General features: G+C 72.1%; 20 protein-coding genes. 17 read left to right on the top strand and 3 right to left on the bottom strand.

Features of this window, described 5'->3' with window-relative positions; all coding sequences use genetic code 11:
* Positions 1-127: 127 nt before the first annotated feature.
* Positions 128-1,933 carry a gamma-glutamyltransferase gene (gene ggt / locus OG202_RS39385; protein ID WP_328224313.1) on the top strand — a complete coding sequence of 602 codons (1,806 nt, stop codon included), beginning with the start codon at positions 128-130 and terminating at the stop codon, positions 1,931-1,933.
* A gap of 68 nt (positions 1,934-2,001) precedes the next feature.
* On the opposite strand, the gene OG202_RS39390 is transcribed toward ggt, so the two are convergent.
* Together OG202_RS39390 and map are read right to left on the bottom strand one after the other, a co-directional pair.
* Positions 2,002-4,572 (bottom strand): ATP-dependent Clp protease ATP-binding subunit, encoded by a 2,571-nt coding sequence (locus OG202_RS39390; RefSeq protein WP_328224314.1) that lies wholly within the window; start codon positions 4,570-4,572, stop codon positions 2,002-2,004.
* Between the two features lie 206 nt (positions 4,573-4,778).
* A complete protein-coding gene (gene map, locus OG202_RS39395; RefSeq protein WP_326575015.1) occupies positions 4,779-5,546 on the bottom strand; it encodes a type I methionyl aminopeptidase in 768 nt (255 codons plus the stop codon).
* Positions 5,547-5,619: 73 nt separating this feature from the next.
* Here map and OG202_RS39400 point away from each other — a divergent pair, with 73 nt between their 5' ends.
* From OG202_RS39400 to OG202_RS39440, 9 genes are all read left to right on the top strand, one after another.
* The gene (locus tag OG202_RS39400; protein WP_327727059.1) at positions 5,620-5,895 is read left to right on the top strand and encodes a helix-turn-helix domain-containing protein; all 276 of its coding nucleotides are present in this window, start codon (positions 5,620-5,622) and stop codon (positions 5,893-5,895) included.
* Positions 5,896-6,095: 200 nt separating this feature from the next.
* Positions 6,096-7,760 (top strand): hypothetical protein, encoded by a 1,665-nt coding sequence (locus OG202_RS39405; protein WP_327727058.1) that lies wholly within the window; start codon positions 6,096-6,098, stop codon positions 7,758-7,760.
* A gap of 233 nt (positions 7,761-7,993) precedes the next feature.
* Positions 7,994-8,836, top strand: a complete 843-nt coding sequence (locus OG202_RS39410; protein ID WP_326575009.1) for a nitrilase-related carbon-nitrogen hydrolase — start codon at positions 7,994-7,996, stop codon at positions 8,834-8,836.
* Between the two features lie 63 nt (positions 8,837-8,899).
* Complete coding sequence (locus tag OG202_RS39415; protein WP_326575007.1) at positions 8,900-10,186, top strand: aspartate aminotransferase family protein; 1,287 nt, start codon at positions 8,900-8,902, stop codon at positions 10,184-10,186.
* Positions 10,187-10,212: 26 nt separating this feature from the next.
* A complete protein-coding gene (locus OG202_RS39420; RefSeq protein WP_326575005.1) occupies positions 10,213-11,778 on the top strand; it encodes a PucR family transcriptional regulator in 1,566 nt (521 codons plus the stop codon).
* Between the two features lie 155 nt (positions 11,779-11,933).
* Positions 11,934-12,776 carry a nitrilase-related carbon-nitrogen hydrolase gene (locus OG202_RS39425; protein WP_327727057.1) on the top strand — a complete coding sequence of 281 codons (843 nt, stop codon included), beginning with the start codon at positions 11,934-11,936 and terminating at the stop codon, positions 12,774-12,776.
* A 118-nt stretch (positions 12,777-12,894) separates the two neighbouring features.
* A complete protein-coding gene (gene hydA / locus OG202_RS39430; protein WP_327727055.1) occupies positions 12,895-14,298 on the top strand; it encodes a dihydropyrimidinase in 1,404 nt (467 codons plus the stop codon).
* Positions 14,299-14,312: 14 nt separating this feature from the next.
* The gene (locus tag OG202_RS39435; RefSeq protein ID WP_326575001.1) at positions 14,313-15,332 is read left to right on the top strand and encodes a TIGR03842 family LLM class F420-dependent oxidoreductase; all 1,020 of its coding nucleotides are present in this window, start codon (positions 14,313-14,315) and stop codon (positions 15,330-15,332) included.
* Positions 15,333-15,517: 185 nt separating this feature from the next.
* Positions 15,518-17,080: an NCS1 family nucleobase:cation symporter-1 gene (locus OG202_RS39440; RefSeq protein ID WP_326575000.1), complete on the top strand. Its 1,563-nt coding sequence runs from the start codon at positions 15,518-15,520 to the stop codon at positions 17,078-17,080.
* A gap of 49 nt (positions 17,081-17,129) precedes the next feature.
* Here the strand turns inward: OG202_RS39440 and OG202_RS39445 are convergent, their stop codons facing one another.
* Positions 17,130-17,801: a hypothetical protein gene (locus OG202_RS39445; protein ID WP_328224773.1), complete on the bottom strand. Its 672-nt coding sequence runs from the start codon at positions 17,799-17,801 to the stop codon at positions 17,130-17,132.
* A 243-nt stretch (positions 17,802-18,044) separates the two neighbouring features.
* Between OG202_RS39445 and OG202_RS39450 the strand changes: the two genes are divergently transcribed.
* The 7 genes from OG202_RS39450 to OG202_RS39480 all read left to right on the top strand — a co-directional run bounded on the left by OG202_RS39450 (position 18,045) and on the right by OG202_RS39480 (position 26,202).
* Positions 18,045-18,728: a DUF4232 domain-containing protein gene (locus OG202_RS39450; protein WP_326574999.1), complete on the top strand. Its 684-nt coding sequence runs from the start codon at positions 18,045-18,047 to the stop codon at positions 18,726-18,728.
* 40 nt (positions 18,729-18,768) lie between these two features.
* Positions 18,769-19,608, top strand: coding sequence for a class I SAM-dependent methyltransferase (locus OG202_RS39455; RefSeq protein WP_328224315.1), 840 nt, complete (start codon positions 18,769-18,771; stop codon positions 19,606-19,608).
* A 67-nt stretch (positions 19,609-19,675) separates the two neighbouring features.
* Complete coding sequence (locus OG202_RS39460; protein ID WP_328224316.1) at positions 19,676-21,547, top strand: gamma-glutamyltransferase family protein; 1,872 nt, start codon at positions 19,676-19,678, stop codon at positions 21,545-21,547.
* A gap of 131 nt (positions 21,548-21,678) precedes the next feature.
* Entirely contained in the window at positions 21,679-22,524 is an 846-nt protein-coding gene (locus tag OG202_RS39465) for an inositol monophosphatase family protein (RefSeq protein ID WP_326574996.1), read from the top strand.
* 223 nt (positions 22,525-22,747) lie between these two features.
* On the top strand, positions 22,748-24,160 hold the full coding sequence (locus tag OG202_RS39470; protein ID WP_326585557.1) for a phytoene desaturase family protein: 1,413 nt from the start codon (positions 22,748-22,750) through the stop codon (positions 24,158-24,160).
* A gap of 96 nt (positions 24,161-24,256) precedes the next feature.
* Positions 24,257-25,321 (top strand): SCO3242 family prenyltransferase, encoded by a 1,065-nt coding sequence (locus OG202_RS39475; protein WP_328224317.1) that lies wholly within the window; start codon positions 24,257-24,259, stop codon positions 25,319-25,321.
* Between the two features lie 32 nt (positions 25,322-25,353).
* Positions 25,354-26,202: a sugar phosphate isomerase/epimerase family protein gene (locus OG202_RS39480; protein WP_328224318.1), complete on the top strand. Its 849-nt coding sequence runs from the start codon at positions 25,354-25,356 to the stop codon at positions 26,200-26,202.
* The last annotated feature ends 11 nt before the right edge of the window (positions 26,203-26,213 follow it).

Raw genomic sequence — 26,213 nt, forward strand, 5'->3', positions numbered from 1 at the left:
TGCCCGGTGTCCTGGTTCGACGTGCCGTTTCAGGGGTGGCGCGGGTAGGCCGGATGGCCGAGACCTCGCTGACGGGGCCATGGCAGCCGCGTTAGTCTGCGCGGACGGTCCTTGACTGGAGGTACGGATGCGTCTGCGTCGCCCTGTCGCGCGGAAACTGGCTGTACTGGCGGCAACGTCCGCCGTGTTGTCGGTGGGGGCGGCCCCGCCGACCTCCGCCGCTACGGACACCGTCGAGAAGTCCCCGGTCGCCGTCGGCTACGGCGGTGCCGTCTCCAGCGTCGACCCGGACGCCTCCGCCGTCGGCATCGAGGTGCTCCGCAAGGGCGGCAACGCGGTCGACGCGGCCGTCGCCACCGCCGCCGCGCTCGGTGTCACCGAGCCCTACTCGGCGGGCATCGGCGGAGGCGGCTACTTCGTCTACTACGACGCCGAGTCCCGTGCGGTGCACACCATCGACGGCCGGGAGACCGCGCCCCTGAGCGCCGACGAGAACCTCTTCCTGGAGAACGGCACACCGATCCCGTTCGCCGAGGCCGTCACCAGCGGGCTGAGCGTCGGTACGCCCGGCACCCCGGCAACCTGGCAGACGGCGCTGAGGAGTTGGGGCAGCAAGCCACTCGGCAAGCTGCTGAAGCCCGCCGAGAAGCTCGCCCGCGACGGGTTCACCGTCGACGCGACCTTCCGCGCCCAGACCGCCTCCAACGAGGCCCGGTTCCGCAACTTCCCCGCCACGGCCGACCTGTTCCTCCCCGGCGGCGCGCTGCCGGTGGTCGGCTCGACCCTCAAGAACCCCGATCTGGCCCGCACCTACGCGGAGTTGGGCCGCAAGGGCGTCGGGGCCCTCTACCGGGGCGACCTCGCGCAGGACATCGTCGACACGGTCAACAAACCGCCGGTGGACCCGGGTTCGGGCTACAACGCCCGTCCCGGCGACCTGACCACCGCCGACCTCGCCGCATACCGCGCCAAGCACCAGGCGCCCACCAGGGCCTCGTACCGGGGTCTCGGCGTCTACGGGATGGCCCCCTCGTCCTCCGGCGGCACGACGGTCGCCGAGGCCCTCAACATCCTTGAGCGGACCGACCTCTCGAAGGCGAGCGACGTCCAGTACCTGCACCGCTACATCGAGGCCAGCCGTATCGCCTTCGCCGACCGTGGCCGCTGGGTCGGCGACCCCGCCTTCGAGGACGTGCCGACGAAGGGGCTGCTGTCGCAGAGGTTCGCCGACTCGCGTGAGTGCCTGATCAAGGACGACGCGGTACTGACCAGCCCCGTCGCGCCGGGTGACCCGCGCAATCCGGTGCCCTGCGCGACCGGCGGTACGGCCGCGCCGACGACGTACGAGGGCGACAGCACGACCCACCTCACGGTCGCCGACAAGTGGGGCAACGTCGTCTCGTACACGCTCACCATCGAGCAGACCGGCGGCAGCGGCATCACCGTGCCGGGCCGGGGCTTCCTGCTCAACAACGAGCTGACGGACTTCTCCTTCACCCCGGCTAACCCGACCGTGCACGACCCCAACCTGCCGGGGCCGGGCAAGCGGCCGCGCTCGTCGATGTCGCCGACGATCGTGCTCGACCGGCACGACAGGCCCGTGGTGGCGCTCGGCTCGCCGGGCGGCGCGACCATCATCACGACCGTGCTGCAGACCCTGACCGGGTTCCTCGACCGGGGCCTGCCCCTGGTCGACGCGATCGCCGCGCCGCGCGCCAGCCAGCGCAACCAGACCACCACCGAGCTCGAACCGGGCCTGTGGAACAGCCCGTTGAGGGCCGAACTCGAAGCCATCGGGCACGGCTTCCGGCAGAACCCGGAGATCGGCGCGGCCACCGCCGTCCAGCGCCTGTCGAACGGCAGGTGGCTGGCCGCCGCGGAGACCGTACGGCGCGGGGGCGGCGCGGCGATGGTCGTGCACCCCACGAAGTAGGTCACGAAGTAGGTCACGAAGCAGGTCTCCGCGACGCGGCCGGGGCTCGGCACAGCGGGTCGGTCGGATCAGTCGGAGGCGGGCGGCGTCGTACGGAAGGCGAGCCGCCCGTCCTCCGCTTCCGCCACCACCCGGCTGCCGGACGGCAGTCGTCCGTCGAGGAGCAGCCGGGACAGCGGGTTGTCGACCTCCCGCTGGATCGTGCGGCGCAGCGGCCGGGCGCCGTACTCGGGCTGGTGACCGTGGCGGGCGAGATGGTCGACGGCCCGCTCGGTGAACTCGACGGTGATGCCCTGCGCCTGCAGCCGGTGCCGCGTCCGCTCCAGCAACAGGTCGGTGATCCGCCGCAGTTGGTCGTCGGTGAGCCGGCGGAAGACGACGATCTCGTCGATGCGGTTGAGGAACTCCGGCCGGAAGTGCTCCCGCAACGGCCGCAGGATCCGCTCGCGCCGGTCCTCCTCGTCCGCCTCGGCGCCGCCCGCCGAGAATCCCAGCCCCGACCCGCCCCGGCCGATGGCCTCCGAGCCCAGGTTGCTCGTCATGACGACCACGGCGTGGGTGAAGTCGACCGTGCGGCCCTGCGCGTCGGTGAGCCTGCCGTCGTCGAGGACCTGGAGCAGCAGGTTGAAGACGTCCGGGTGGGCCTTCTCCACCTCGTCCAGCAACAGCAGCGAGTACGGGTGCCGTCGCACGGTCTCCGTCAGCTGACCGGCCTCCTCGTGGCCGACGTAGCCGGGCGGGGCGCCGACCAGCCGGCTGACCGTGTGCCGCTCCTGGTACTCGCTCATGTCGAGCCGCACCATCCGGTCCTCGTTGCCGAAGAGGGACTCCGCCAGCGCGCGGGCCAGTTCGGTCTTGCCGACGCCGGTCGGGCCCAGGAAGAGGAAGCTGCCGATCGGCCGTTCGGGACTGGCCAGCCCGGCGCGTGAGCGCAGCACGGCGTCCGCCACCACGCTCACCGCCTCGTCCTGCCCGACGACCCGCTGATGCAGCCGCTGTTCCAGCCCCAGCAGCCGTTCCCTCTCCTCCTGGGTGAGGCTGCTGACGGGGATGCCGGTCTGCCGGGAGACGACCTCGGCGATGTCCTCGGCGCCGATCTCCAGACTCTGCCCGTCGTCGGCCCGCTTCTCGCCGCGCCCTTCGGCGATCCGCTCCCTGAGCTCGCCGATCCGGTCCCGCAGGCGCGTGGCCTGCTCGTACTGCTCACCCGCGACCGCCTGGTCCTTGTCCCGGGTCACCTGCTCGATCTCCCGCTCCAGGGCCCGTACGTCCGTCCCCTTCGTCCGGGCGCGCAGCCGGACCCGGGCCCCGGCCTGGTCCATCAGGTCGATGGCCTTGTCGGGCAGCCGGCGGTCGGTGAGATACCGGTCCGACAGCGCCACGGCCGCCACCAGCGCCTCGTCGCTGTAGCGGACCTGATGGTGGGCCTCGTACCGGTCGCGCAGCCCGCGCAGGATCTCCAGAGCGTCGTCGCCGTCCGGCTCGGGGACCAGCACCGGCTGGAACCGGCGGGCCAGCGCCGCGTCCTTCTCGATCCGCCGGTACTCCTCCAAGGTCGTCGCGCCGACGATGTTCAGCTCGCCGCGTGCCAGGGCCGGCTTGAGGATGTTGCCCGCGTCCAGCACGCTGCCCTCGCCCGAGCCGGCGCCCACGACCGTGTGCAACTCGTCGATGAAGACGACCAGTTCCTCGGAGTGTGCGCGGATCTCGTCGACGATGTTCGTCAGCCGCTCCTCGAAGTCGCCCCGGTAACGGGTCCCGGCGACCACCCCGGACAGATCCAGGGCGACCACCCGGCGCCCGGCCAGCACATCGGGCACGTCTCCCTCGGCGACGCGCTGGGCCAGCCCCTCCACGATCGCGGTCTTGCCGACGCCCGCCTCACCGATGAGCACGGGGTTGTTCTTGCCGCGCCGGGAGAGCACTTCGACGGTCTGCTCGATCTCCTCCTCCCGCCCGATGACCGGGTCGATCCGGCCCTGAAGGGCGAGGTCGGTCAGGTCGCGGCCGTACTTGTCGAGGGTCGGGGTGGCGGTGGGGCTACGGCGCGGCAGGTCGGAGCGCGGAAATCCGGCGAGGGGGATTCCGGCGGGCGGGGGCGTCGTCGACGGCTCCGACGCGTCCGGCGGCAGCGCGGAGGCCGAGAGGCGCGCGGCGCCGAGGATGTGCCCGGCGGCCGAGTCCGGGTTGGCGGCGAGGGCGCTCAGGACGTGTTCGGGGCCGATGTAGCCGGAGCCGGTGACCCGGGCCAGTTCGTGCGCGTCCAGCAGGGCCCGCTTGACCGCGGGGGTCAGGGCCAGGGACGCGGGTGTCGGCCCCTGGCCCGGCTTGTGCCGCTCCGGGCCCGACCGTTCGTCGATCTCACCGGCCAGCGCGTCGGGGTCGGCGCCCGCGCGGGCCACCAGACTTCGGGTCGGTTCGGCGGTCAGCGCGGCGCGCAGCAGATGCTGGGTGTCCAGGTCGCTGCTGCCGTGCCGTGCCGCGTACGCCGCGGCGTCGGCCACCAGTTGGCGGGCCTGGCCGCTCATCAGCCGGCCGATCTCGATCCGCTGAGGGCGCGGACCGCCGAAGAAACGGGCGAAGAACTCACTGAAGGGGTCCGGACCGTAGCCCTCGGGCCCCGGGAAGCCGCTGTTCATTCGCTGCCGGGTGCCCTGTCGCCGCGCGGCTACACCGGGGGCGTCGTGGGAGTTCCGGTTCGCTTGCGGCCGCGGGTGCGTGGGGGCTGGTCGCGCGGTTCCCCGCGCCCCCGAAGGGCGGGGGCTGCGCCCCCTGCCCTTCATCGGCCCACCCGTAGCCGCGCCACCACGCGCAGGTCAACGGCGCTGTGAAGTCACCGTCACCGTCACCGTGCCGTCAGTACCCGCGGTCCCGCGTCCGTGATGGCGACCGTGTGTTCCGCATGGGCCGCACGAGACCCGTCGTCCGTGCACAGCGTCCACCCGTCCGGTGCCGCGTGGAACCCGTCGCCGCCCCCGCCGATCACCATCGGCTCGATCGCCAGGACCATCCCGTGCCGCAGCCGCATTCCGCGCCCGGGCCGCCCCTCGTTCGGTACCCCGGGGTCCTCGTGCATCCGGCGGCCGATCCCGTGGCCGCCGAAGCCGTCGGGGATCCCGTACCCGGCGGCGCGGCACACGGTGCCGATCGCGTGGGCGATGTCGCCGATGCGGTTGCCCACGACGGCCGCCTCGATGCCCGCCGCGAGGGCGCGTTCGGCCGTCCCGACGAGCCGCAGGTCGGCCGCGCGCGGCTCGCCCACGACGAAGCTGATCGCCGAGTCCCCGGCCCAGCCCCCCAGTTGGGCGCCGAAGTCGATGGAGACGAGGTCGCCGTCGCGCAGCCGGTACGCCGTAGGGATGCCGTGCACGATCGCGTCGTTCACGGAGGCGCAGATCACGGCCGGGAAGGGCGTGGGCGCGAAGGAGGGCCGGTAGCCGAGGAACGGCGACGAGGCGCCCGCCTCCCGCAGGACCGTGTGCGCCAGCTCGTCCAGTTCGAGCAGGGAGACGCCCACGTCGGCGGCGTCCCGCACCCTGGTCAGCGCTCGCGCCACGACCTGCCCGGTCTCGTACATCGCGTCCATCGATGCATCCGTCTTCAGTTCCACCATGCCAATTACTATACCGCTCAACGTCCAATTAAAATACCGGTCCGTCGGCGGGGATCGGTATTAGAATGGGGTCATGGTGCGCACCCCCTTGACCCCCGAAGAGCGCGAACGCGGCGAGCGGCTCGGCCGGTTGCTGCGTGAGGCCCGCGGCGGTCGCAGCATGGTCGAGATCGCCGCCGGCGCGGGCATCTCCGCGGAGACCCTCCGGAAGATCGAGACCGGCCGCGCCCCCACGCCGGCGTTCTTCACGGTCGCCGCCCTCGCCCGCGCGCTGGGCCTGTCCATGGACGAACTCGTCACCCGGTGCGCCCCGGCCGCCGGGGCGGTGCCGACGGCCGCGGTGGCCTGAGCCGTTCGCCGCGGTGACCTGAGCTGTTCACCGACGTGGCCGGAGTCGTTCGCCGCCATGGCTTGAACCCCTCACGTACAGCCGTCATGCGACCGCGCACAGCACACTGCGTCCGCTCTGAAAACTTCACGTAGCCGTCCTGTAACACAACTGGTGTTTTCTTGCGGACCGGAGCACTCCAGTCTGCCGGGGAGGATGCGATGGCTGTAGATCAACTCCCCGGTCAGGTGCGGGAGTTCGCGGGATACCTGAACAAGCTGATGACGAAGCTCGACCAGGGCGGTGGCTGGTGCGCCGTCTTCTGGCGGCGTGACCCCGACGGCATGCGAGCCTGCCTGGACGGACTCGAGGTGCCGCCCTGGGACGTCGTGGAAGCGCTCATGCACGACCTCAACACCGCGTACGGTCCCGCCGCCGCGGCCCAGGAGACCCATCGCGCCCGGGCTCTGCACAGCGCTTCCCTGGCCGCGTACGACTCCCGGCCCGGCGGCCGCGAGGCCCTCGGCGACCGGCTCGACGTCATGCTCCGTGAACAGCGCTACGCCGCCGAACGCACCGCCGAGCTCACCCACCGGCTCCAGGCCGCCACCACCCAGGAGGAGGCCGACTCCGTCCGCCTGGACCTGGCCTGGGCCCACGACGACCACGAGCGCGCCACGGCCCGCTGTACGGAACTGCGCACCCGCATCGAGGACGCCGACCGCCGCGCCCCGCACCACCCCGTGCGGGGCGCGGCGCGTGTTCCGGGGAACACCGCCGGGGACGTCTTCCCGGTGCCGGGAGCGGAGGAGCGCACGGCCGATACGGCGGAGCGCCCCGACGGACGTACGCACGCGGACCGGTACGGCGGGGGAGCACCCGCGGATCAGCTCGGCGGCGGACGTATACAGGCGGACCGAATCGGAGGCGGGCGCGCCCCCGACGGCCGTTCGTACGGCCCCCTCGACGGCCGTACCGCCGAGGGGGCCGCCGCGCACGACGCACGGCGCGACACGTACGCGGCCGCCTTCCCGGACCCCGACGAACCCGCCGAGACCACCGCACCCGCCACCCCCGTATCCGCATCCGAGCCCGACCTGCCGACCCCCGACCCGGAATCCGCCGCCCCTGCGCCCCCCAAGCAGCGCGCCAAGCGCCGCCCCCGAGGAGGCGCGCGTTTCGCCGGGGCGATGGAGGCCGAGGAGGCTCCGTCCGGCGCTCCGTCCGTCGTCGAACCCGAGGCCGCACCGGCCGTCGGGCGCAAGGGGCGCGCTCCCCGGGGCGCCCGGTACGCCGGTGTCGCGGAGCGGGCCGGGACGGCGGCGCCGAAGCAGCCGCAGGCGCGGCAGCCGCTGGACGACGCGGCGCGGCGGGAGGTCGCCGAGACGGTGGAGCGGTTGGTGCGGTTGCGCCGGGAGAGCCGCAGCGGGGAGGCGCACGCTCTCCTCGTGGAGGTCGCGTACTGGCCCGCCGCCCGTTTCCCGTTGCTCGCGGCCGACCTGCACCGCGCGGGGCTGGGCGCCGACTGGGCGACCCTGCTGTGGGAGGCCGGCTCGCTGCCCGCCGACCGGCTCGTCGCGGTCGCGGACGCCCTGAACGCGGTCGGCCGCGCCTCGGACGGGGAGCAGATGCTGCGGCAGGGCGTCTCGCGGCCCGCCGAGGAGATCGGCGAAGCGGTGCTCGCCTTCGTCACCGAGGGGCGTGAGCGGGAGGCGCGTGCGCTGCTCGACGTGTACGTGCGCGTGCGTACGCCGGAGGAGGCGGCGCGCACCGCGGAGGCCCAACCGCGGCGGCTCAAGCCCCTCGTGCTGGCGGCGGCACGCGGCGTCTCCGAGGAGCGCTACCGAGAGGTGGTGCACGCGCTGCGCGTGCAGGGGCTCACCTGACCGCACGGCACGCCCGACCCACCCGACGCACCCGGCGACCGCCCGAGGGCGCGGCCGGTCCGGCGCGCGAAACACAGGGGCAATCCCCCACTGGAGTGCGAAACGTGATCGACTCGGCCGGTTGACGACGATGGTCTTGCCCAGCCCGTCGACGGGGCTTAGTTTCAAGCCTCTACGGCCTGCGTCTACGGGCGTAGAGGCTCGCTGAGGTCCCTGTCGAAGGAGCACCTGACATGGCCAACGTCGTACGCGCCGCCCTGGTCCAGGCGACCTGGACCGGCGACACCGCATCCATGGTCGCCAAGCACGTCGAGCACGCCCGCGAGGCGGCCCGGCAGGGCGCGAAGGTGATCGGCTTCCAGGAAGTCTTCAACGCGCCCTACTTCTGCCAGGTCCAGGAACCGGAGCACTACGCCTGGGCGGAACCCGTGCCGGACGGCCCGACCGTCACGCGGATGCGGGAGCTGGCCCGTGAGACCGGCATGGTGATCGTCGTCCCGGTGTTCGAGGTCGAGCAGTCCGGGTTCTACTACAACACCGCGGCGGTGATCGACGCCGACGGCACCTACCTCGGCAAGTACCGCAAGCATCACATCCCCCAGGTCAAGGGGTTCTGGGAGAAGTACTACTTCAAGCCCGGGAACCTCGGCTGGCCGGTCTTCGAGACGGCCGTCGGCAAGGTCGGCGTCTACATCTGCTACGACCGCCACTTCCCGGAGGGCTGGCGCCAGCTCGGTCTGAACGGCGCCCAGCTCGTCTACAACCCCTCCGCGACCCACCGGGGCCTCTCCGCCCACCTGTGGCAGCTGGAGCAGCCCGCGGCAGCCGTCGCCAACGAGTACTTCATCGCCGCGATCAACCGGGTCGGCGTGGAGGAGTACGGGGACAACGACTTCTACGGCACCTCGTACTTCGTCGACCCGCGCGGCAAGTTCGTCGGCGAGGTCGCGAGCGACAAGAGCGAGGAACTCGTCGTACGGGACCTCGACTTCGACCTGATCGAGGACGTACGGCAGCAGTGGGCGTTCTACCGGGACCGCAGGCCCGACGCGTACGAAGGACTCGTACGGCCCTGACGTGGGCACGTACAGCCCTGACACACGCAGAACCCCGCACAGAGTGAAAGGAGTGGTGCAGCCGTGACCGACGAACTGCTCGGACGCCACAAGGCCGTACTGCCCGACTGGCTCGCGCTCTACTACGCGGACCCGCTGGAGATCACCCACGGCGAGGGCCGCCATGTCTGGGACGCCCAGGGCAACAAGTACCTCGACTTCTTCGGCGGCATCCTCACCACCATGACGGCGCACGCGCTGCCCGAGGTCACCAAGGCGGTGAGCGAGCAGGCCGGGCGGATCATCCACTCCTCCACGCTCTACCTCAACCGGCCGATGGTCGAACTCGCCGAGCGGATCGCGCAGATGTCCGGCATCCCGGACGCCCGCGTCTTCTTCACCACCTCCGGCACCGAGGCCAACGACACCGCGCTGATGCTGGCCACGACGTACCGGCAGAGCAACCAGATCCTCGCGATGCGCAACAGCTACCACGGCCGCTCCTTCAGCGCGGTCGGCATCACCGGCAACAAGGGCTGGTCGCCGACCTCGCTGTCACCGCTCCAGACGCTGTACGTGCACGGCGGCGTCCGGACCCGCGGTCCCTACGCCGACCTGAGCGACGCCGACTTCATCACGGCCTGCGTCGCCGACCTGGAGGACCTGCTTGGCCACGGCCGCCCGCCGGCCGCGCTGATCGCCGAGCCGATCCAGGGCGTCGGCGGCTTCACCTCACCGCCGGACGGCCTGTACGCCGCCTTCCGCGAGGTGCTCCAGCGGCACGGCGTGCTGTGGATCGCCGACGAGGTGCAGACCGGGTGGGGCCGTACCGGCGACAACTTCTGGGGCTGGCAGGCGCACGGCCAGAACGGGCCTCCGGACATCGTCACCTTCGCCAAGGGCATCGGCAACGGCATGTCCATCGGCGGCGTCGTCGCCCGTGCCGAGGTCATGAACTGCCTGGACAGCAACTCGATCTCGACCTTCGGCGGCACCCAGATCACCATGGCCGCAGGCCTCGCCAACCTGAACTACCTGGTCGAGCACGACCTCCAGGGCAACGCGCGCCGCGTCGGCGGACTGCTCATCGAGCGGTTGCGGGCGATCACCGCCCAGATCCCCGAAGTGAAGGAAGTACGCGGCCGGGGGCTCATGATCGGCATCGAACTGGTCAGGCCCGGCACCGACGAGGCGAACCCGGAGGCCGCGTCCGCCGTCCTCGAAGCCGCCCGCCGGGAGGGCCTGCTGATCGGCAAGGGCGGCGGCCACAACACCAGCGCGCTGCGTGTCGCGCCCCCGCTGTCCCTGACCGTCGCCGAGGCCGAGGAGGGCGCCGAGGCCCTCGAACGCGCTCTGGGGAGCATTCAGTAACACCGGATGTAAGGAAACCCAGTGCCATGATCACCGTCTTGGAACCCGCCCTGTCGGTACGCCAGGTCCTCACCATGGACCGGGTGCTCGCCGGAGAGCCCGAGGTGGTGGCCGGGGCCGGTCAGCTCGACCGGCCCGTGCGCTGGGTGCATGTGGCCGAGGCCCCCGACGTGGGCGTGATGCTCACCGGCGGCGAGATGGTCCTCACCACCGGGGTCCTGCTCGCCGGGAACGAGGACGCCCAGGCCGAGTACATCCGCTCGCTGTACCGGGCCGAGGCCGCGGCGGTCGTCCTGGGTCTCGGCCGGGCCTTCCCGACGCCGCCCGACGTGATGCGCCGGGCGGCGGAGCGGTGCGGCCTGCCCATGGTGGTGCTGCACCGGCCGTTCCCCTTCGCCGAACTGACGGAGGAGGTCCAGTCCCGGCTGGTACGGCGGAAGTTCGCCGCCGTGAGCCTGTCGGAGGCCGTACGCACCTCCCTGACCGGGCTGATCACCGCCGGAGCCCCGCTCCAACGACTCCTCGACGAGATCGCCCAGCACGCGGGCTGTCCGCTCGTCGTCACCAACCTCGCCCATCGCGTCCTCGCCACGGCGGGGGAGCGGTCGGCGGTCGACGACGTACTGCGCGACTGGGAGCGGATCTCCCGGCAGGCGGGCGGCAGCGAGGGCGACGGCTGGGCACGCGCCGAGCTGGGCGGGCGCGGGGAGCGCTGGGGCCAGATCGTGCTGTGCGGATACCGGGGCGACGCCGCCACCGGGCGGCTGCTCGCCGACCGGGCCGCCGAGGCGCTCGTACTGCACCGCATGCTCGGTGGCTCGGCGCACAGCTGGGAGGAGCAGTCCGCGCAGAGCCTCCTGACGGACCTCGTCTCCGGAGTCGTACCGGCCCGGCAACTGCTGCCGAGGGCACGGGCGGCCGGGCTGCCGGTCAACCGCCGTACGTTCGTGCCGCTCGTCGTGCGCGACGGGGACCCGGCCCAACTCGACCGTGTGCTGCGGATGCTGGGGCTCCCCGGGCTCGTCGCCGAACTGGCGGAGGGCGCCACCGCCGTACTCCTCAGCCTCGCCCGGGACCAGGACGCGGCCGCGCTCACCGCGCACTTCGCCACCCGGCTGCGGTCGGAGTCGGGGGAGCGCAGGACCGTCGTGGCGGCAGCCGAGGCGCGGACCACGTGGGAGGACGTGCCGGGCGGGCTGCGCGAGGCCCGGCACGTGGCCGACGCCGTCGCCCAGTCCTCGGCGGCCGGGCTGGAGCTGCCGGTCGTGGTACGCCTGCGTGATGTGCATCTGCGCGGCCTGGTCCGGCTGTTGCGGGACGATCCGCACGTACAGGCCTTCGCCGAGCGGGAGTTGGACGGCCTGCTGCGCGGTGACGGGCACGCCGAGCAGGATCTGCTGCCGGTGCTGCGGACGTATCTCGCGACGGGCCGCAACAAGTCGCACACGGCTCAGCTGCACCATGTGAGCAGGCCCGCGCTGTACCGCCGTCTCGAAGCCATAGAGGCCCGCCTCGGCGTGGACCTCGACGACTTCGAACAGGCCGCGTCCGTCCACATCGCCCTCCTCGCCCACGACGCGCAACAGGGCTGAAACATGCCGGGACCTGCGAAAACGGCGGTGAAACATGCGCCCACGAAGAGGTGACACGGTGGAACGGAGAAGGCCCGCAGACGTGACACCGTGCAACTCAAACCCGACTTCCGGACTTCCTAGGCTCACCGCACACCGAGTGACCGGAGGTCCCGATGAGCAGAGTCATCCGCGCAGCCATCTTCCAGACGGCCTGGACCGGCGACAAGGAGTCGATGATCCAGGTCCACGAGCAGGCGGCCCGCGACGCGGCCGCGCAGGGTGCGCAGGTCCTGTGCTTCCAGGAGCTGTTCTACGGGCCCTACTTCTGCCAGGTCCAGGACAAGGCGTTCTACGAGTACGCCGAGCAGATCCCCGACGGCCCGATCGTCAAGCGCTTCCAGGCGCTCGCCAAGGAGCTGGGCCTGGTCCTCGTGCTGCCGATGTACGAGGAGGAGCAGCCGGGAGTCCTCTACAACACCGCCGCCGTGATCGACTCGGACGGCAAGTACCTCGGCAAGTACCGCAAGCACCACATCCCCCAAGTCCCCGGCTTCTGGGAGAAGTTCTACTTCCGTCCCGGCAACGTCGGCTGGCCCGTCTTCGACACCGCGGTGGGGAGGATCGGCGTCTACATCTGCTACGACCGGCACTTCCCGGAGGGCTGGCGTGCGCTGGGCCTCGGCGGCGCCGAGATCGTGTTCAACCCGTCGGCCACCTCGCGGGGCCTGTCCCGCTACCTGTGGCAGCTGGAGCAGCCGGCGTCGGCCGTCGCCAACGAGTACTTCATCGGCGCGATCAACCGGGTCGGCGTCGAGGAACTCGGGGACAACGACTTCTACGGCACCTCCTACTTCGTGGACCCGGAGGCCCAGTTCGTCGGGGAGGTGGCGAGCGACAAGGAGACCGAACTCGTCGTCCGCGACCTGGACCTGGCCAAGCTCCGCGAGGTCCGCGACCGCTGGCAGTTCTTCCGCGACCGCCGCCCGGACGCCTACGCCCCGCTGACGGCACCGTAACGAAGCACTTCCCGCGCCCCTGTGCCACCTGGGCCAAGCCCTCTGAGGGGCGCGGGGAAGCGCGCGACCGGCCCAAGACGACCGGCCCCTTCCCAACAACCCGAGGGAGCGTGAATTCATGAGCGGCCGTACTCTCATCCGCGGCGGTCTCGTCATCACCGCGTCCGACGAGCTCCACGCCGACGTCCTGATCGAGGACGGCCGAGTCGCCGCCCTCGCCGCCGCCGGCACCCCCGCGGCCGAGGCCTGGACCGCCGAACGCACCATCGACGCCACCGGGAAGTACGTCATCCCCGGCGGCGTGGACGCGCACACGCACATGGAGCTGCCCTTCGGCGGCACCTTCGCCTCAGACACCTTCGAGACCGGCACCCGGGCCGCCGCCTGGGGCGGTACGACGACGATCGTGGACTTCGCCGTGCAGAGCGTCGGCCACAGCCTCCGCGAGGGTCTCGACGCCTGGCACGCCAAGGCGGAGGGCAACTGCGCCATCGACTACGGCTTCCACATGATCGTGTCGGACGTGAACCAGGACACGCTCAAGGAGATGGACCTGCTGGTGCAGGAGGGCGTCACCTCCTTCAAGCAGTTCATGGCCTACCCGGGCGTCTTCTACAGCGACGACGGCCAGATCCTGCGCGCCATGCAGCGCTCCGCCGAGAACGGCGGCCTGATCATGATGCACGCCGAGAACGGCATCGCGATCGACGTGCTGGTCGAACAGGCGCTGGCACGCGGCGAGACCGACCCCCGCTACCACGGTGAGGTGCGCAAGGCCCTGCTGGAGGCCGAGGCCACCCACCGCGCCATCAAGCTCGCCCAGGTCGCCGGCGCCCCCCTGTACGTCGTGCACGTCTCGGCGATGGAGGCGGTCGCCGAGCTGGCCAGGGCGCGTGACGAGGGGCTCAACGTCTTCGGTGAGACCTGCCCGCAGTACCTGTTCCTCTCCACGGACAACCTCGCGGAGCCCGACTTCGAGGGCTCGAAGTACGTCTGCTCCACCCCGCTGCGGCCCAAGGAGCACCAGGCCAAGCTGTGGCAGGGCCTGCGCACCAACGACCTCCAGGTGGTCTCCACCGACCACTGCCCCTTCTGCTTCGTCGGCCAGAAGGAGTTGGGCCGCGGCGACTTCTCCAAGATCCCCAACGGTCTGCCGGGCGTCGAGAACCGTATGGACCTGCTCCACCAGGCCGTCGTCGACGGGTACATCTCGCGCCGCCGCTGGATCGAGATCGCCTGCGCGACCCCGGCCCGCATGTTCGGCATGTACCCGAAGAAGGGCACCATCGCGCCGGGCGCGGACGCCGACATCGTCATCTACGACCCGCACGCCGAGCAGGTCATGTCCGCCGAGACGCACCACATGAACGTCGACTACTCGGCGTACGAGGGCAAGCGCACCACCGGCCGGGTCGAGACGGTCCTCTCGCGCGGCGAACTCGTCATCACCGAGCGGGAGTACACCGGGCACGCCGGGCACGGCGTCTACACCCCCCGCTCCACCTGTCAGTACCTCAACTAGGAGTGGCGCCCATCATGGACTTCGGACTCGTCCTGCAGACCGACCCGCCGGCCTCGCGTGTCATCGAGCTGATGAAGCGCGCCGAGAACAACGGCTTCACGTACGGCTGGACCTTCGACTCCGCCGTGCTCTGGCAGGAGCCGTTCGTCATCTACAGCCAGATCCTGTCCAGTACCACGAAGCTGACGGTCGGCCCCATGGTCACCAACCCGGGCACCCGCACCTGGGAGGTCACCGCCTCGACGTTCGCCACGCTGAACGACATGTTCGGCAACCGCACGGTCTGCGGCATCGGCCGCGGCGACTCCGCGATGCGCGTCGCGGGCCGCAAGCCCAACACCCTGGCCCGCATCAGCGAGGCGATGAAGGTGATCCGGTCGCTGGGCAGCGGGGGAGAGGCCGACCTCGGCGGGACCGTGATCAGTTTCCCGTGGATCAAGCCCGGTGCCGAACTCCCGGTCTGGATGGCCGCGTACGGCCCCAAGGCCCTGAAGATGACCGGTGAGGAGGCGGACGGCTTCATCCTCCAGCTGTCCGACCTCTACTTGACCGAGTACATGGTCAAGGCGGTCAAGGACGCGGCCGTGGCCGCCGGCCGCGACCCGTCCGAGGTGAAGATCTGCGTGGCCGCCCCCGCGTACGTCACCGAGGACGACTCCCCGGAGGCCCTGGCCCACGCGCGTGAGCAGTGCCGCTGGTTCGGCGGGATGGTCGGCAACCACGTCGCCGACCTGGTGTCGAAGTACGGCGAACACTCCGCGGCCGTACCGGAGGAGCTGACGGATTACATCAAGGCCCGCGAGGGGTACGACTACTCCCACCACGGGCGCGCCGACAACCCCGACACCCAGTTCGTGCCGGACGAGATCGTGGACCGGTTCTGTGTCATCGGCACTCCCGAGATGCACATCGAGAAGCTGAACGCCCTGCGCGCGCTGGGCGTGGACCAGTTCGCCGTGTACGACATGCACGACGCGCAGGAGAGGGTGATCGACGTGTACGGCTCGACGGTCATCCCGGCGGTCAACGGCTGATCCGGGTTCCCGGAACCGGTCCACGACTGCGAGAATCCGGCCACCCCAAGCAACCGGAACCAACAGCTCCACTCAGTGCCCCCCCCACACCTTGTCTCCCTCCCCTCCGCCGTCCCGGAGGGGAGGGGCCCAAGGCCTCCGCACGGCCTTTCTCTCCCGTCCCACCTCCCCTGATTGGCCTGCCCATGACCGAAACAGTCCCCACGGGGCCGTCGATAGCCCAGTCCGCCGACTCGTCCGGCCGGATCGAGCTGGCCCCCGAGGCCTTCCCCGCCGACAGTCCCTTCGCCAACGAGGACCTGCGCCCCGTACCCGTCTCCGAGCGCAAGTGGACGACGTACAACTTCGCGGCGCTGTGGATCTCCATGGCCCACTGCATCCCCAGCTGGACCCTGGCCTCCGGCCTGGTCGCCCTCGGTATGGACTGGAAGCAGGCCGTCTTCACCATCGCCCTGGCCAACATCATCGTGCTGCTGCCGATGCTGGCCACCGGGCACGCCGGACCCAAGTACGGCATCCCCTTCCCGGTGCTCGCCCGCGCCTCCTTCGGTCTGCGCGGTGCCAACATCCCGGCGATGATCCGCGCGGCCGTCGCCTGCGGCTGGTTCGGCATCCAGACGTGGATCGGCGGCTCGGGCATATTCGCGCTCGGCTCCAAGCTCACCGGCGGTGAGTGGGAGAACGCGGGGAAGATCGCGGGCAACCCGTGGCCGCTGTGGCTCTGCTTCGTCCTCTTCTGGGCGCTGCAGATAGCGATCATCTACCGCGGCATGGACTTCCTGCGGCACTTCGAGAACTGGGCCGCGCCCTTCGTGATCGTCGGCGCGCTCGTGCTGCTGATCTGGATCGCGGTCAAGGCCGACGGCTTCGGCGCGCTGCTCGACCAGCCCTCCAAGCTCGGCTGGGGCCCCGACTTCTGGCCGGTGTTCTTCCCGTCCCTCATGGGCATGATCGGCTTCTGGGCCACGCTCTCCCTGAACATCCCCGACTTCACCCGCTTCGGCGCCAGTCAGAAGGCGCAGACCTGGGGCCAGTCCCTCGGCCTGCCCACCACGATGACCCTCTTCGCGGTCCTCGCCGTGCTGGTCACGTCCGGCTCCGAGGTCGTCTACGGCGAGGCCATCTGGGACCCGGTCACGCTGGCCGCCAAGGCCGACAACGTCTTCGGGCTCCTCTTCGCTCTGATCACCGTGCTGGTGGCGACCATCTCCGTGAACATCGCGGCGAACGTGGTCTCACCGGCGTACGACCTCGCGAACCTCGCCCCGAAGCTCATCAACTTCCGTACGGGCGCGCTCATCACGGGTGTCGTCGGCGTCCTGATCTTCCCGTGGAAGCTGATCTCCACACCCGAGTTCTACATCTTCACCTGGCTCGGCGTGGTCGGCGGTCTGCTCGGCACGGTCGCCGGCATCCTCATCGCCGACTACTGGATCATCCGCCGCACCGTCCTGCACCTCGCGGACCTGTACACGCCCGGCGGGCGCTACTGGTACACGTCCGGCTGGAACTGGCGGGCGATCGTGGCCTTCGTGGTCGGCGGTGTCCTCGCGGTCGGCGGCTCGTACTCGACCGTCTCCGAGGACGGCGTGTCCTCGGGACCGTTCCCGCACGACGGCATGATCCCGTTCCTCAAGCCGCTCGCCGACTACGGCTGGGCGGTGGGCCTGGGCACGGCGATGGTGCTGTACGTGGCGCTGATGGCCGGGGAGAGGAAGAAGACGCAGGAGGAGCGGGCGGCCGTCTGACGGTCGCCGCGACCGGAGCGGCGGCGGCCGTGCCGGAGAGGCGTACCCCTTACTGGGCGTCCTCCAGCACGGCCGCCGCCTCTTTGGCGGCCTTGATGGCGCCCTTGTTGATCTCGTCCGTGCCAGGCGCCTTCTGCGACTCGAAGTCGCTGCCGTTGTACGTGACGACCACCAGGGCGTTGGACATGCGGACGTACACCACGCCCTCGCGGGTCTGCTGCTTGTCCTCGGTGGTGAGGTTCACCACCGAGTAGGCCGCGTCGCCGAGACCGGGGACCGCACCGCCACCGCTCTTCTCCGTGGTGCGCGCCTTATAGGCGCTTTCGGCCTTGTCGTCCGATTGCTGAATCTCGTACGAGACGTCGAGCCAGCGGTAGTCGAAGCCCTTGAGCGCGTTCCAGGAACAGGTGCGGCGCACGGCCTGGTCGGTCGACGCGATCTCCTTGCCGGCCGTCTTCGCGCCCGGAACAAGGGATTTGACCGTTTTCGTCGTGACGCCGGAGCAGGGCGAGGGTGCCTTCGCGTACGTCTTGGACACGGTCGATGTCGACGGCGCGGACTCGGAGGTGGATTCGGGCTTCGCCGCGGTGTCCTGCGTGGAGTCCTTCCCGGCCGGGCTCGCGGACAGCGGACCGGACGACAACGCCCAGCCCGCGGTGGCGAGTACGGCGACCGGCAGCAGTCGCGCGGTGAGGGCGAGCGGCAGAGGGAGATCACGCACAGCGCACTTCTCGGGGTCGAGGCGGCGGTACCGCCGGGCGGTGGGGTACGCCAGTGTCACACGACTGCGTGTAGGACGAAAGTGCGAACTCGCTCCGTGCATACGTGGTGACAGGGGTTCGCGGTCCGGGACGCGGGCGCCGTCCTCGTGCCGGCGGTCCTCGTGTCGGCGGCCTTGTGTCGGCGGCCTTCGCGTCGGTGGCGGAGTCGCGGCTTCCGCCAGGGTGCGTGTCAGGATCGGCCCATGATTCCGATACGCGGCCGTACGGCTTTCCGCGTGGTCCTGACAGTGGCGCTGACATCGGCCGTCGGTGGCTGCGGACTCTCGGAGGAACTGGACCGCGAGCTCGACCCCGACCGTGCGGTGCCCTCGGTGTCGGCCTCGCCGACGGGTACGGACGCGCCCGGGGAGCGGCGGGTCCCGGAGCCGCCCGGGGGCCCGGAGTCGCAGCCGGGCGCGGGGTCGACCGAGGACACCTCGGCCGCCTGCCCGTCCTCCGGGGTGCGGATGCTGCCAGGCCTCGTGGAGTCGGCGATGGGGCTGCGGGCGATGAGCGTGACCCTCACGAACTGCGGCACGAAGCCGTACACCGTCAACGGCTACCCGTCGATCCAGGTGCTCGACGAGAACGGCGAGCGTCATGACGCCGTACGCGTCCTGGAGGGTTCGCGGCACATCACCACCGGTGTGCCCGACTTCGGCCCGCACACCGTCATCCTGAAGCCCGGCGAGGCCGCCAGGACCGAGCTGGTCTGGCGCAACACGGTCACCGAGGCGGACGTACCCGCCGTCAACGCCCCTTACCTGCGCATCGCCCCGCTGGCGGGCCGGCCCGCCGAAGTCCTCACCCCGGACGGTGGCATCGACCTCGGCAACACGGGACGCCTCGGCACGACGGCGTGGGCGCAGGTCGCCGACGGGTCTTAACCGGTTGCGGGGCCTGCGTGGCGATCAGCACCCTGGAGGCATGAGCCGGTCACCGTACGCCACCGAGTCCCAACTCCCTTCCGTACGCGAGGAGATCCTCGCCTACTACGAGCAGGGGAAGGAGGAAGCGCGCCTCAGAAACGGCGCCGGACGGCTGGAGTTCTGGCGGACGCAGGACGTGCTGCGGCGGCTGCTGCCGGAAGTTCCCGCGCGGGTGCTCGATGTGGGCGGCGGCACAGGGATCCACGCCGAATGGCTGGCCGACGACGGCTACGAGGTCGAGGTCGTCGATCCCGTGCCGATGCACGTGGAGCGGTCCGGGCGGCTGCCCGGGGTCACCGCCCGACTCGGAGACGCCCGCGCACTGCCCGCCGAGGACGCCGCGTACGACGTCGTGCTGTTCCTGGGGCCGCTCTATCATCTGCCCGAACGCCCGGACCGGGTCAGGGCGTTGGCCGAGGCCCGCCGGGCCGTGCGCCCGGGTGGCGTGGTGATCGCGGCCACGATCAACCGGTTCGCGGGGCTCAACGACACCCTCCTGCAAGGGAACTACGTCATCCCGGAGCGTCGCACGCGCGTCGACGCCGTGTCGGCCGACGGAAGGCACCGCTACTCGCCGGAGGACCCGCACTTCACCACCGCCTATTTCGCCGACCCGGCCGAGGTGCCGGGCGAGTTCACCGAGGCCGGGCTCGAACCGGAGGGGCAGTACGGCGTGGAGGGCGTCGCCTGGCTGATGGGCGGCGTGGAGGAGTGGCTGGACGACCCGGAGCACCGGGAGGCCGTGCTGGCGGCGACCCGGCGGATCGAGTCGGAGCCCTCGCTGCTGGGGGCGAGCGGGCATGTGCTGACCGTGGGGCGGCGTTCCGGCGAGGGCTGATCCCGGGGGCCTGCCGGAGCGCTGCGTACGATCATCGAACGCCCGTCGCGCGTTAAGGAGTCCGCCCGTGTTCACCACTCGTCCGACGCTCCAGGGGACCTTCGGAATGGTGTCCTCCACGCACTGGCTCGCCTCGCAGTCGGCGATGGCGGTCCTGGAGGACGGCGGCAACGCCTTCGACGCGGCCGTGGCGGCGGGCTTCGTCCTGCACGTCGTGGAACCGCACCTCAACGGGCCCGCGGGCGAGGTACCGATCATCCTCGCGCCGGCGGACGGCGAGGTCCGGGTGCTCTGCGGACAGGGCGTCGCGCCCGCCGGGGCGTCGGCCGAGCACTACCGGGGGCTCGGTCTGGAACTCGTCCCCGGCACGGGGCCGCTGGCGGCCGCCGTGCCCGGCGCCTTCGACGCGTGGATGCTCCTCCTGCGCGACCACGGCACCAAGGACCTGGCCGACGTCCTGAAGTACGCCATCGGGTACGCGGAGGACGGACACGCGCCCGTGGAGAACGTGGGGGCGACGGTCGAGCCCGTGCGGGACCTCTTCGAGAAGGAGTGGCTGTCGTCGGCGGAGGTCTACCTGCCCAAGGGGCGGGCGCCCCGCACCGGCGAGCTGTTCCGCAACCCGGCCCTGGCCGCGACCTGGCGGCGGCTGCTCGCCGAGGTCGAGGGGGCGGGGGACCGGGAGGCCCGTATCGAGGCGGCGCGCGAGGTGTGGCGCTCCGGCTTCATCGCCGAGGCCCTCGTCCGACAGGCCGGACGGCCCACCCTGGACACCAGCGGCGAACGGCACACCGGGACGCTCACGACGGCCGACCTGGCCGGCTGGTCCGCGACCTACGAGGCCCCGGCGACGTACGACTGGAACGGATGGACCCTGTGCAAGGCGGGCCCCTGGAGCCAGGGCCCGGTCCTCCTCCAGCAACTCGCCCTGCTGCCGCCCGAACCGCCCGCGTACGGGTCCGCCGCGTACGTGCACCTCCTCGTCGAGGGCTGCAAACTCGCCATGGCGGACCGGGAGGCCTGGTACGGGGACGCGGCGCCGGTACCGCTCGGCGAGCTGCTGTCCGACGAGTACAACGCCGCGCGGCGGGCGCTCGTCGGCGACACGGCGTCGTACGAGCTGCTGCCGGGCCGTCCGGGCGGCCGCACCCCGCGACTGAGCGCCCACGCGCGCGTGGTGGCCACCGACGAGCCGGGCTTCCACCCCATGGGGGCCGGCGAGCCCACGGTCGCGAAGGGGTCCGGGAACCTGAGGGGCGCCGGTGAGCCCACCGTCGCCCAGAGTCCCCGGTCGCCGGTGCCGGGGGAGCCCGAGGTCGCGGCGGACGGGAGCGTCCGGGGCGACACCTGCCACCTCGACATCGTCGACCGCTGGGGCAACATGGTCGCGGCCACGCCCAGCGGCGGCTGGCTGCAGTCCAACCCGGTGGTGCCCGAGCTGGGCTTCCCGCTCGGTACCCGGCTGCAGATGGCCTGGCTGGACGAGGGGCTGCCCAACTCCCTCACCCCCGGGCGCCGGCCGCGCACCACGCTCACCCCGTCGCTGGCGCTGCGCGACGGCGTCCCGGTCCTGGCCTTCGGTACGCCCGGCGGCGACCAGCAGGACCAGTGGCAGCTGCACTTCTTCCTCGCCGTCGCCCTCCGCCCGCCGGTCCGCGGCGGCCTCGACCTCCAGGGCGCGATCGACGCCCCGAACTGGCACAACGACAGCTTCCCCGGCTCCTTCTATCCGCGCGGCACGCGCCCCGGCAGCGTCACCGTCGAGTCCCGCATGCCCCCGGAGACCATCGCCGAGCTGCGCCGACGCGGCCACGACGTCGTCGTCGGCGAGGCCTGGTCCGAGGGCCGGCTGTGCGCGGTCGCCCGCGACCCGGAGACCGGGGTGCTGTCGGCGGCGGCGAACCCGCGCGGGATGCAGGGGTACGCGGTCGGGCGCTGAGCCGGGGAGTGTCTCCGTCGGATACGGCCCGGCCCCCGGCGGACGCCGACCGCCCCGGGTATTCACGGCGATTCCCTCCCGAATACACCGAACGGGTGGGGATTGTCAGTGCCGCGTGCTGTCATGGAGACATGATCGAAGACAACGAAACCATCGACGAGTTTCTCGCCCGGCACGCCTCGGACGTCGAGGAAGCGATCCGCAAGGCCGCCGCCGCGGAGATCATGCCGCGCTTCCGGCAGCTCGCCGCGCACGAGATAGACCAGAAGAACGGCCCGCACGACCTGGTGACCGACGCCGACCGCAAGGCCGAGCAGTATCTGACGGAGGCGCTGCCCGCGCTGCTGCCCGGCTCGGTCGTGGTCGGCGAGGAGGCGGTGCACGCCAACCCGGCGTCGTACGAGGCGATCCAGGGCGAGGCGCCGGTCTGGATCGTCGACCCGGTGGACGGCACCCGGCAGTTCGTGCACGGCGAGCCCGGCTTCGGCACCCTCGTCACCCTGGCCCAGGGCGGAGTCCTGCGCGCCTCCTGGACGTACGCGCCCGCCCTGGACCGGCTCGCCGTGGCGATACGCGGTCAGGGGGCCACCGTCGACGGCGAGCCCCTGCGCGCCGGCTCGCCCGACCCCGGCCGTGACCTCGTCATCGCCACCTCCCACCCGGACTACACCACCGAGGAGCAGAAGCGGGCCCTGCTCGGCCTGTGGACGGACGGTGTGGCTCCGCGCGCCTGCGGTTCGGCCGGACTGGAGTATCTCGCCATCGCCGAGGGCCGGTTGGACGCCACAGCCTTCTCCTGGGAGGCCGCGTGGGACCACGCGGCCGGTCTGCTCCTCGTCGAGGAGGCGGGCGGCGCCCATCTCACCCTGACCGGCGAGCCCTTCCGCATCACCGGCGGCAACGCCCTGCCGTTCACCACCGCCCGGGACGCGGCCACGGCCCGCCGGGTCGTGGGGTTGCTGTCGGGCGGAGCCTGACCCGGGGTCCAGGTGGCCCGCCGGGGCGGCTCGGGTCACCGGGGCGCCTCCCCGGTGACCTGGTCCGGGCGGCCGTGCGGAACCGGCACGTCCGTCGGCGGAGTCCACCCTTGCCCGGGCCTGTCGGCGGCCGGGCATATCCTGAGCGAGGTCTGTCGGCGGGCGGGGATTCCGTCGGCGGAGCTTGGCCATCGGCTGACGAAGGGGTCCGGACGTGCCGTCGATGCTCGACGCGGTGGTGGTGGGGGCGGGGCCGAACGGCCTGACGGCTGCCGTGGAGCTGGCCCGCCGCGGGTTCTCCGTGGCCGTGTTCGAGGCGAAGGACACCGTGGGAGGGGGCGCCCGCACCGCCGAGCTGACCCTGCCCGGCTTCCGCCACGACCCCTGCTCGGCCGCGCACCCGCTCGGCGTCAACTCGCCCGCGTTCAAGGCGATGCCGCTGAACCGCTACGGCCTGGAGTGGCTGCACGCCGAGCTGCCGATGGCGCATCCCTTCCTCGACGGCTCGGCGGCCGTGCTGTCGCGCTCGGTGGGGGAGACGGCCGCCTCGTTCGGCCCGCGTGACGCGGGGCCGTACCGCAGGCTGGTCGAGCCGTTCCTGCCCAAGTGGGACACGCTCGCCCGGGACTTCATGTCGCTGCCGCTGTCCTCGTTGCCCCGCGACCCGGTCACCCTCGCCCGTTTCGGCCTCGTGGGGCTGCCGCCGTCGACGTGGCTGATGCGCCGCTTCAAGGACGAGCGGGCCAAGGCGCTGTTCGCCGGGCTCGTCGCCCATGTCATCGCCCCGCTCGGCGGCCTCGCCACCGGCGCCGTCGGCCTGGTCTTCGCGCTGGCCGCGCACGCTGCCGGCTGGCCGGTCGCCCGGGGCGGCTCACAGGCCATCTCCGACGCGCTCACCGCGTATCTCGAAGACCTCGGCGGCACCGTCCATACCGACTACGAGGTCAAGCGCCTCGACGACCTGCCGCCCGCGCGCGCGTACGTCTTCGACACCTCGCCCACCGCGCTGGCCCGGATCGCGGGCTTCGGGAACCACTACGCGTCGTACCGCTACGGCGCGAGCGTCTTCAAGCTCGACTACGCGCTGGACGGCCCCGTGCCCTGGACCGCCGAGGAGGCGCGCCGTGCCGGGACCGTCCAGGTCGGGGCGAGCAGGGCCGAGATCGGCGCGGCGCTCGACGCGGCCTCCCGGCAGGGCCGGGCGCCCGACGCGCCGTTCCTGATCACCGTGCAGCCCAGTCTGGTCGACCCCGGCCGGGCGCCCGAGGGCAAGCACGTCTTCTGGGCGTACGGCCATGTCCCGAACGGTTGGACGGGCGACCTGACGGACGCGGTCGAGCGTCAACTGGAGCGGTTCGCCCCGGGGTTCCGCGACCGCGTCCTCGCCCGCGCCACCGCCGGCCCGCCCGAGCTCGCCGCGCACAACGCGAACTACGTCGGCGGCGACATCGCCTGCGGCGCCGCCTCCGGACTGCAGTTGATGCTCCGCCCCAAGCTCTCGCTCTTCCCGTACAGCACCCCGCACCCGGCCGTCTTCATCTGCTCCTCGGCGACCCCGCCGGGCCCCGGCGTGCACGGCATGTCGGGACACAACGCGGCCAAGGCGGTGTGGCGGAGGTTGCGGCAGGAACCCTGAGGTGGTTCATCGGCGCGCGAAGCGAAGTCACGGATCGACAAAGGTCTTCACGTTTTCTCCGTGTGAATGGTCAAGTCGCGTGGGTAAGTTGCCGCCATGAAAGATCGGAGAGCGGTACCGGGCTCGGGCTCGCGGCCTGCCGTGCGCCTCACCGACCTCGCGCAACTCGTGCGGGCACCGGCCGCCTTGAGCGTCCCGGGCGACGTGCTCGCGGGCGCCGCCGCCGCCGGACACCCGCTGGGCGTGCGGACGTTCGGCGTGATGGGCTCGTCCGTCTGCCTCTACTGGGCCGGCATGGCCCTCAACGACTACGCCGACGCCACGATCGACGCCGTCGAGCGCCCCGAGCGCCCCGTCCCGTCCGGCCGGGTCCCACGCCGTACCGCCCTCGCCGTCGCCGGCGCCCTGACGGCCGGGGGCCTCGCGCTCGCCGCCGCTTCGGGGGGCCGCCGGAGCCTCCTGGGAGCGCTCCCCCTGGCCGGCGCCGTCTGGGCGTACGACCTGAAGCTCAAGTCCACCCCGGCCGGCCCGGCCGCCATGGCCTCCGCCCGTGCCCTGGACGTCCTCGCGGGCGCCTCGGCCGCCGGGCGCGGGCCGGACCGTACGGCCGGAACCGGCGCCGCCCTGCTGCGCGCCGCCGTCCCCGCCGCGCTGGTCGGTGTCCACACCTACACCCTGACCGCCCTCAGCCGTCACGAGATCTCGGGCGCCCCCGCCCGGCTGCCGGCCGCGACCCTCGCCGCCTCCACGACCACCGCCCTCGCCACGGCACTCCCGGTCGTCGGCCCGGCGCTCGCCCGGCGCGCCGCCCGCGGCTCGCAGCGCGACGGCGCCACCACCGCCGCGTGGCCCGGCACGACCGCGGGGGCCACCGGGACCGTGCGCGCGAGCGCCGGCGTCTCGCGCTCGGCCGAGGCCCGGGCCGCCGTGGTCGCCGCCGGGGCCCTCGCCTACCTCGGCAGTTACGGAACGGCCCAGGCCCGCGCCGTACGGGAGCCGTCGGGCGAGAACGTACGGCGGGCCGTCGGGGCCGGGATCCTCGGCCTGATGCCCCTGCAGGCGGCGCTGACCGCGCGGAGCGGAGCCACGGTCGCGGCGGCGGCCCTGGGCGTCGTACACCCCCTCGCCCGGCGGCTCGCCCGGCGCATATCCCCCACCTGAACAGCACAGACCTCCGCAGGAGGAAAGCCGGAATGACCCCGCCCCCCACCCCCTTGAGATTCGGCTACGGCACCAACGGCTTCACCAACCACCGGATCGGCGACGTCCTCGCGGTCCTCGCCGACCTCGGCTACGACGGCGTCGCGCTGACCCTCGACCACGGTCACCTCGACCCGTACGCGGACGACCTGCCCCGACGGGTGGCCGCGGTCGCCCGGGACCTGGCCCGGCACGGACTCGACGTGACCGTCGAGACCGGCGCGCCCTATCTCCTCGACCCCTGGGGCAAGCACCACCCGACCCTCATGGCGGACGGGGCCGAGCGCAGGATCGACCTGCTGCGGCGGGCCGTACGCGTCGCCGCCGACCTCGGCTCGCCCACCGTCCACCTGTGCAGCGGCCCCGCGCCGGACGAAGGGCTGCCGGAACGGGACGCGTGGAAGCGGCTCGCGGCGGGCGTCGAGACCGTCCTGGAGACGGCGGGGGAGTACGGCGTCTCGCTGGCCTTCGAGCCCGAGCCGTACATGTTCGTCGACACGGTGGAGCGGTGCCTGGAACTCGCCGAGATGGTCGGCGGACACGAACTGTTCGGGATCACCCTCGACGTGGGGCACGCGCACTGCGTGGAGGACCGGACCGTGCTGGAGTGCGTCCGCCTCGCCGCCCCGCGCCTGCTCAACGTGCAGATCGAGGACATGCGGCGGGGCATCCACCAGCACCTCGAACTCGGCGCCGGCGAGATCGACTTCCCGCCCGTGCTCGCCGCCCTCCAGGACCTCGACCACCGCGGACTGGTCTCCGTGGAGATCCAGGGCGGTTCCCTCGACGCCCCCGAAGTGGCCCGTCGCTCGCTGGACTTCCTCCGCGCGGCGACGGCCTGACCCGGCCCGAC

The organism is Streptomyces sp. NBC_00310, from assembly GCF_036208085.1.
Lineage (GTDB): Bacteria > Actinomycetota > Actinomycetes > Streptomycetales > Streptomycetaceae > Streptomyces.

Bases quoted from the DNA above. Each gene is read 5' to 3' on its own strand.
- ggt (WP_328224313.1), top strand. From the start codon at position 128: ATGCGTCTGCGTCGCCCTGTCGCGCGGAAACTGGCTGTACTGGCGGCA.
- OG202_RS39440 (WP_326575000.1), top strand. From the start codon at position 15,518: ATGACCGAAACAGTCCCCACGGGGCCGTCGATAGCCCAGTCCGCCGAC.
- hydA (WP_327727055.1), top strand. From the start codon at position 12,895: ATGAGCGGCCGTACTCTCATCCGCGGCGGTCTCGTCATCACCGCGTCC.
- OG202_RS39425 (WP_327727057.1), top strand. From the start codon at position 11,934: ATGAGCAGAGTCATCCGCGCAGCCATCTTCCAGACGGCCTGGACCGGC.
- OG202_RS39465 (WP_326574996.1), top strand. From the start codon at position 21,679: ATGATCGAAGACAACGAAACCATCGACGAGTTTCTCGCCCGGCACGCC.
- map (WP_326575015.1), bottom strand. From the start codon at position 5,546: ATGGTGGAACTGAAGACGGATGCATCGATGGACGCGATGTACGAGACC.
- OG202_RS39405 (WP_327727058.1), top strand. From the start codon at position 6,096: ATGGCTGTAGATCAACTCCCCGGTCAGGTGCGGGAGTTCGCGGGATAC.
- OG202_RS39400 (WP_327727059.1), top strand. From the start codon at position 5,620: ATGGTGCGCACCCCCTTGACCCCCGAAGAGCGCGAACGCGGCGAGCGG.
- OG202_RS39455 (WP_328224315.1), top strand. From the start codon at position 18,769: ATGAGCCGGTCACCGTACGCCACCGAGTCCCAACTCCCTTCCGTACGC.
- OG202_RS39390 (WP_328224314.1), bottom strand. From the start codon at position 4,572: ATGAACAGCGGCTTCCCGGGGCCCGAGGGCTACGGTCCGGACCCCTTC.
- OG202_RS39450 (WP_326574999.1), top strand. From the start codon at position 18,045: ATGATTCCGATACGCGGCCGTACGGCTTTCCGCGTGGTCCTGACAGTG.
- OG202_RS39475 (WP_328224317.1), top strand. From the start codon at position 24,257: ATGAAAGATCGGAGAGCGGTACCGGGCTCGGGCTCGCGGCCTGCCGTG.
- OG202_RS39420 (WP_326575005.1), top strand. From the start codon at position 10,213: ATGATCACCGTCTTGGAACCCGCCCTGTCGGTACGCCAGGTCCTCACC.
- OG202_RS39435 (WP_326575001.1), top strand. From the start codon at position 14,313: ATGGACTTCGGACTCGTCCTGCAGACCGACCCGCCGGCCTCGCGTGTC.
- OG202_RS39470 (WP_326585557.1), top strand. From the start codon at position 22,748: ATGCTCGACGCGGTGGTGGTGGGGGCGGGGCCGAACGGCCTGACGGCT.
- OG202_RS39480 (WP_328224318.1), top strand. From the start codon at position 25,354: ATGACCCCGCCCCCCACCCCCTTGAGATTCGGCTACGGCACCAACGGC.
- OG202_RS39410 (WP_326575009.1), top strand. From the start codon at position 7,994: ATGGCCAACGTCGTACGCGCCGCCCTGGTCCAGGCGACCTGGACCGGC.